Origin of the sequence: Rothia mucilaginosa, from assembly GCF_964211445.1 — a bacterium.
Taxonomy (GTDB): Bacteria; Actinomycetota; Actinomycetes; order Actinomycetales; family Micrococcaceae; genus Rothia; species Rothia mucilaginosa_E.
In genome coordinates, this window is record NZ_CAXOQT010000070.1 from 1 (window position 1) to 560 (window position 560).

Genomic DNA, 560 nt, shown 5'->3' on the forward strand with positions numbered 1-560 from the left:
CAATAGCCTCGGGGGTGGTGCCCAGAATCGGCACGCCCGCATCCTTCAGGGCACGAGCCAGCTTCAGCGGAGTCTGACCGCCCAGCTGCACGAACACGCCCATCAGACCGCCGGTACGACGCTCCGACTCAACAATCTCCAGCACATCCTCAAGGGTCAGCGGCTCGAAGTACAGGCGAGTCGAAATATCGTAGTCGGTCGAAACAGTCTCAGGGTTGCAGTTGACCATGACGGTCTCGTAACCCAGCGAACGCAGCACCAGCGAAGCGTGCACACAGGAGTAGTCGAACTCGATACCCTGACCGATACGGTTCGGGCCCGAACCCAGAATCATAATCGAGGGCTTCTCGTGGTGCGCGACCTCATCCTCCAGGTCGTAGGAGGAGTAGTGGTACGGAGTGAACGCCTCAAACTCGGCAGCACAGGTGTCAACAGTCTTGAAGACCGGGCGGATACCCAGAGCGTGGCGAACACCGCGCACAACGTCCTCGGAGGAGCCGATAATCTCGGCAATCTGAGCGTCAGAGAAGCCGTGGCGCTTAGCCAGCTTCAGGGTCTCC

Annotated in this window: 1 pseudogene; it reads right to left on the reverse strand. The window is 60.0% G+C overall.

The features are described 5' to 3' along the window. A pseudogene (gene carB, locus AB8E48_RS08980) lies at window positions 1-560 on the reverse strand (carbamoyl-phosphate synthase large subunit); the annotation flags it as partial.